This window comes from Paraburkholderia sp. LEh10 (assembly GCF_017814945.1).
Classification (GTDB): domain Bacteria; phylum Pseudomonadota; class Gammaproteobacteria; order Burkholderiales; family Burkholderiaceae; genus Paraburkholderia.
Map to the genome: position 1 here is coordinate 1 of NZ_JAGIPX010000150.1, position 5,970 is coordinate 5,970.

At 59.4% G+C, this 5,970-nt stretch carries 2 protein-coding genes, 1 pseudogene and 1 other annotated feature; of the genes and pseudogenes, 1 reads left to right on the forward strand and 2 read right to left on the reverse strand.

The window, feature by feature from the left end; all coding sequences use genetic code 11:
* Positions 1–727, reverse strand: a pseudogene (locus tag J8I87_RS45530) (IS3 family transposase); the annotation flags it as partial.
* Positions 321–437: a sequence feature (AL1L pseudoknot), on the reverse strand. (Overlaps the previous pseudogene by 117 nt.)
* A gap of 73 nt (positions 728–800) precedes the next feature.
* On the opposite strand from J8I87_RS45530, the gene J8I87_RS43075 reads away from it, so the two are divergent.
* Positions 801–1,745 carry a tyrosine-type recombinase/integrase gene (locus J8I87_RS43075; protein ID WP_209938698.1) on the forward strand — a complete coding sequence of 315 codons (945 nt, stop codon included), beginning with the start codon at positions 801–803 and terminating at the stop codon, positions 1,743–1,745.
* Positions 1,746–2,603: 858 nt separating this feature from the next.
* Here J8I87_RS43075 and J8I87_RS43080 read toward each other — a convergent pair.
* Positions 2,604–5,474, reverse strand: coding sequence for an insulinase family protein (locus J8I87_RS43080; protein WP_209938699.1), 2,871 nt, complete (start codon positions 5,472–5,474; stop codon positions 2,604–2,606).
* Positions 5,475–5,970: the final 496 nt, after the last annotated feature.

Here is a 5,970-nt window from a genome sequence, read left to right on the forward strand (position 1 = left end):
ACCATCTCCCCTACGGTACTGAAGTTTCGGCGAAATCGAGAGCACTCGCTACTACGGGGATTCTCGGGCGGATACGTGCGTACCGTCTTGCCCCGCACCACACCGCGCAGGCCCATCTGCTTCATCAGCCGCTCGACCGTGCAGCGCGCCACGACAATGCCTTCCCGCTTCAATTGCGTCCAGACCTTGTCTGCGCCATAGACCTGGAAGTTTTCTTCCCACACGCGCCGGATCTCATCCTTGAGCATCCTGTCGCGCTGGGCCCGCGGCGGCACAAGTCCAGGATTGGCGCGGCGGGCCACATGCGTGTAGTACGTCGACGGGGCGATTGGCAGCACCCTGCAGATCGGCTCGACCCCGTAGACGTGCCGGTGATCATCGATGAACGTGATCATCACTTCGGTCGGCGGTCGAGCTCCGCCTGTGCGAAATACGCTGACGCCTTGCGCAGGATTTCATTAACCTGGCGCAGCTCACGATTCTCCCGCTCCAGCTCCTTGAGCCGATCCTGCTCCTGCGTGCTTGTGCCCGGGCGCAAACCCCGATTTCGCTCTTCCTTGCGCACCCAGCTACGCAGCGTCTCGCCCGAGCAGCCAAACTTCGCTGCGATCGACGCGATCACTTTCCATTGCGATTCGCGCTCGCCTTGATGTTCCAGCACCATGCGCACAGCCCGCTCACGAACTTCCGGCGAGTACTTCGGTGATTTCTTGTTTGTGTTTTCCATAGCTCCATTTTCTCAAAGGTTGGAGTCTTCGGAAAACCCGGGGCGGTTCATTGCCCTGGCCGGGAGGTGTACGATGAATACGCTTCGGCAGGCCGTTCAGGATTACCTCAATCTGAGGCGCAGCTTAGGATTCAAGCTGAAGGAAGCAGGCAAGGTATTGCCGGATTTCGTCGCGTTCATGGAGCGGCATCGTGCTTCATACGTTACCCAAGCGTTGGCTCTCGCCTGGGCTCGACAGCCATCGAATGTCCAACCCGCGCAATGGGCGCGACGACTGGGCTATGTACGCCAGTTTGCGCGCCATCGCAGTGCCACCGATCTCCGCACCGAGATACCAGCGCCGGGCTTGTTACCGTTTCAACCGAAGCGGGCCCGACCATACCTTTACTCGGCCAACGAGATCCGCGCACTATTGCGGGCTGCGCTTCGGATGCCATACCGCTATGAACGAGGAGCACTGCTGCCGTTGACTTATCATTGCCTGTTCGGATTACTGAGCGTATCGGGCATGCGTCTGGGTGAGGCGCGCAATCTTGAGATACAGGACGTGGATCTGACGGCGGGGATACTGACGATCCGTGGAGCGAAGCTGGGCAAGTCGAGGTTCGTTCCTTTGCATGCCTCGACCTGCAAGGTGCTCGCGGACTATATCGCACGACGCGAGCATCATTGGGCGGGGCGGCCAGTGTCTTCCTACCTGTTCGTTTCGAGCTGGGGAAACCGGATGGACTGCGGACAGATTCACCGCGCTTTCTATGCGTTGTCGCGGCAGATTGGCTTGCGCAGTGCATCCGACAGTCACGGCCCGCGTCTGCATGACATGAGGCACGTATTTGCGACGAACACACTTGTACACTGGTACCAGTCGGGCCAGGATTCCGAGCGCCGTTTGCCAATCCTGTCGGCCTACCTCGGCCATGTCCACATCGAGGATACGCAGTGGTATTTGAGCGGCTCGCCCGAACTGATGCGTGAGGCGATGCGCCGCCTCGAACAGCGCTGGGGGGACCGGCCATGACTACTTCCGCCACCTTTGCTCCGCTACTCGAGCGATTCTTCACGCAGCGTCTGATGCAGGAACGCCAGGCGAGCCCTCAGGTCCTTACTCATTAGAAAGACGTTGTAGTTCTTGATATATGCTTTCCACTTGCCGGTGAATCGCTTGTGATTCGACTATCGCTTTCAGCCGTTGGCGTGAAGTCTCGTTATGAAATGACAAGATTTCGTCCTGAGAGATCCTAGTGCAGATGTAGCTTGAAAGATCACAACTCCACTGAACGGAATTAATGGAGAACAGCAACTGGTTGCCGTCTTGTCCGATTTCGAAGCGGTCAAAGGGCAGCGAATTGCCTCGGAAATTCGAGGAGGCCGCCTTATTTAAGGCTTCGGCAAGGCGGCTATGATCGAAAGCCGGTTGCTTCTTCCCAGTTTTGATATTGAATTTAATGAACTGGCGCTCACCATGTGTCGTCCGTCGGTAGGCAAGGGTCTCGGGCGAAAGCTAGAAAGGGGGGGTATCGACGAAATTGACAATTTTATCCGAGTATTGATAACGAACTGTGAGAGCCCGCTGAAAGTCTGAGGGGGTAAGAGCAAAGGGGGGGCGTATGGTTCCGTTCCCCTGGTTGTCAGCAGCCGATAGCAACGTGCAGTAGGAAATTAGAAGCAGAAAGATGGTGACAATTTTTTGCATGGATGTTTGGCCTTGACTATGTATAGGTTACGTCGTCGGCTTACCCCCTTTTCGTCGTCGAAACAATGAAAAGGTTAACAGCATTCATCGACGGTTAACAGCCCCTTCGTGTATTTTGTTAAGGGTTCTTACTGCGACAGAACCCCAAATTCCGCCCCTTCGGAAAACCCGCAATCACTTGAATCAATTCACAAGGTCAGCTACCTCGATCACAGCCATTCCGCAGAGATCCTGGTTTGCATTTCCCACAGCGGCGGCACGGCTAGCCGCTTGCGGGGGTAGCCAGCGAGCGAGCGCCTCCTTGACTTGCAGCACAGTGCAAGCGAGCACTTGTTGGCGGAAGGCTCGCCGCATCTCCTGCGTCACACCGCGACGCTCCGAACGATCGGCTGCACTGGCGAGGGCATATGGTGCACGAGGTTTGTCGAGTTGCTTGATGACTGAGACGATGGCTTCGTCCAGGGTCTGTTGGCTCAAGCTTGCGTCTTGGATCTCATGCACCGAGCCCGTGAAATCCGCGTAGGTGCCCGCCAGCCGGGGATCGCGAAACGAACTCATCGTAAAAAGGCCATCCGCCGCGCTATATCTGGCCCAGCCGCCGTAGGCTCCACCCTCTTCGCGCAGTTTGCGGTGCAGCGCAAGATGGGTTAGGAGCTTGGCGGCCACGGCGAGAGGCGCAGCATCGGGATGCTCGAAACTAGGCGCGGCCCATGCGATGTGGCAATGGTTCACCTGGCTTGCCACACGCAAGGCCACGTTGGCGACTTCATGAGCACGCGAGATCGCGTCAGATGCACCGAGCCTGCCCGCCCGAGAGGGGCGCAGGTCCAATGCCTTCGAGGCCTCGAGCGGTGATCCGTTCAGGCCAACCCAAATGACGCGATTAGGCACCTCCCGCAACAGTTGGTGAATGCGCTTCAGGTGGTCGGCGATAGCTTGAACGCCCTCCGGCGACTCCAGCATCTTGCCTAGCGCGGCGACGAATGGCAGAGAGGCTAAGCCGTGCACGCGGTGGGCAAATTGCCGACGAATCGAGTAGGGCGCGGCCGCGGCCAGCGAAGCGTACCGGTCGGCCGCCGCTGCCAAGCCGTTGACTTTACGGGCGACGCGCGCTTTGGTCAAAAACGAGATGCGGTCGAGTTCATCGAATCGCGGCACCAAGGTCCACGCCGCGATGGCGGAGGGGATTCCGGCTTCGTCCTCAGTCAGCGCGGAGGCATGAACGTTCAGTTGCGGCGTCAGGCTCGTGCGACCGGCCTCCACCACGGTGTCCAGCGTCATTGATAACGAGGACACCTGACGCTGGCGCCAACGGCCCGCTTCTTCAAATCCCAAACTACCAGTCCCGAGCTTCGGCACGATGTCGGCGTACAGGGATAGCCAGGGCCAATCGTCATTCTGGGCCGTGCTCAGATCAAAAAGCGTGGTCGCATAGGTGATGCCGTTGGTGGCGGCACCGACGACGCTAATCGAGCTGTGCTGATGTTGAATCTCTGGGAACGCGATGGGCTCACGCCTGAGTTCGCTCGCCTGGATGCAAGGCAGTACATCGGTGTTGCTTCGAGCCTTGCGGTGTTCGGCCAGTGCGGCCTCCTCGGCACCGATCTGGCGACGCTCGTCGTCGCTCAGCTCGCGATCCCTCAGCGCTAGCGCCTTGGCTTCCTGCACCTCGCGCAGAGTCGTGAAGTCGGCATCTGCAATCACGTGCGTGGCCAGAAGATTCGGGTGATTGATCAGCTCACGGACGGCACGCTTGAAGAAGGCTGGGTCCGCAATCTCTTTCTCGAGTTGCTGAAGCACGGGTTCGATATCGAATGCCGCTGCGACGTCGCCTCCGTTCATCAGCAAGGGTACTGCGTCAAGCAACCGGCGCAGTGCGTCCGGGATGGTGCCGCCCCGAATCTCGCGCTGTGCAAAGCGCATGTCGCGCACTGCGGTCTTGAGGACATCCACCGGAACACCGACAGTTGCGGCGTCCTCGAGGGCTTGCGCGATACAGCTGTTAGCTCGCTCCACCTGTGTCTCGGTCAATCCTTCCATGCCAATATGCAGCACAAGCTGGCGCAGGCCGCTGTCGACGAAATTCATCTGGCTTGGTCGACCGAAGCCGGCCGACTGCATGGCCTTCATCACCGGCGCGGAGGCGTCGCCAAGCAAGCCGTGGGTCAGTAGCCGAAGTCGTGCAGTGGCTAGCGGGTCGCTGGATTCACCGAAGCGCCAGCTGAGCTGCAGGCCATGTTCGTCAGGGCGCCCTTGAGCCGACGGTACTGTGACCTGAGCGCGGCGCGGTGCTATCCAGTCATCAACCAGCTCTGGCCGGCGCGCTGGGCACCGTCCCGTGCGGCGCGAGAGCACGCGCTCAAAGAGCTTGGCCTGAATCTCCTTTGCCTCGATTCGACCAGCGCTCATGAACATCGCCTGCGAAGGGTGGTAGTGGCTGGCGTGGAACTCCAGCAGCATTTCGTGCGAAAGCTCCGGGATGACTAGCGGGTCGCCGCCGGAGTTCTCGGCGTAGGTCGTTCCGGGGAACAGAGCCTTGTTGAGGGCGGAGTACAGGATGCGCAGTGGATTGCTAAACGCGCCCTTCATCTCGTTGAGCACTACACCTTGACGGACTAGGCGATTGTCCTTGAAGGAATGGCGCCAGCCCTCCTGACGGAAGCTAAGGTAATCCAGCTTGGGGAGGAAGGTCGCGTCAAGATAGACGTCGAGCAGATTGAAGAAGTCGGTGCGATCGGTACTCGCGAACGGATAGACCGTGCGGTCGGGGTACGTCATCGCATTCATGAAAGTCGCCGTTGAGCGCCGCAGCATTGCGAAGAACGGGGCCGCCACCGGGAAACGCTCGGAGCCGCACAGTGCAAGATGCTCGAGGATATGGGCACGCCCGTCGCTGGCTCGCGGAACCGTCGGAAAGCCAACCAGGAAAGCGAACTCGTCCTGGTCGCTGGCCAAGTGCACATGACGTGCTCCGGACGCGGGGTCTACGTATTGCTCGAGCTGCGCGCGCAGATCTAGGATGGGGTGACTGGAGATGTGTTCGAAGGAGGTCATCGTGTTCAGTGTCGGGTCGGTTGGTCGACGAGGTACGGCAAGCGCAGCGGCGCGCGTGGCCTGTCCGATTCGAGGCCCTAAGGACTCTGAGGTCGGACGGAATTGGTGGAGGCCAACGGGTTTCGATTTGCAAAGCCCAGATGAACGATGGCGGTAGGGTACTCTCTCTCCCTTCCAGCAATGCTTTCGCGAAGCGCGTCGCACGCAGGCATTTCTCTCATGCTTCGGCCCGATCCGGCAGCACTTCGCTTTGCTTAGACACCAGATGAACGCGGCATGTCGTCGTACCGCGCTCCAGAAACGTTTCGCGACGTGGCATGGTTGGACTGTCACTGCGGCCGAAGGCGGGGCTAACTAATAAGGATAACTACTCCTATTCCACAAAAGACGCCTCTTTTGAAATCCGAGTGGGTGGTTTCGCGGGTCAAGGGCGGGCGTGAGCCCGGCGTAGCGAACCCTTGAGGCGCCTTGAATCGACAAGCTGGGGCATGGCTGA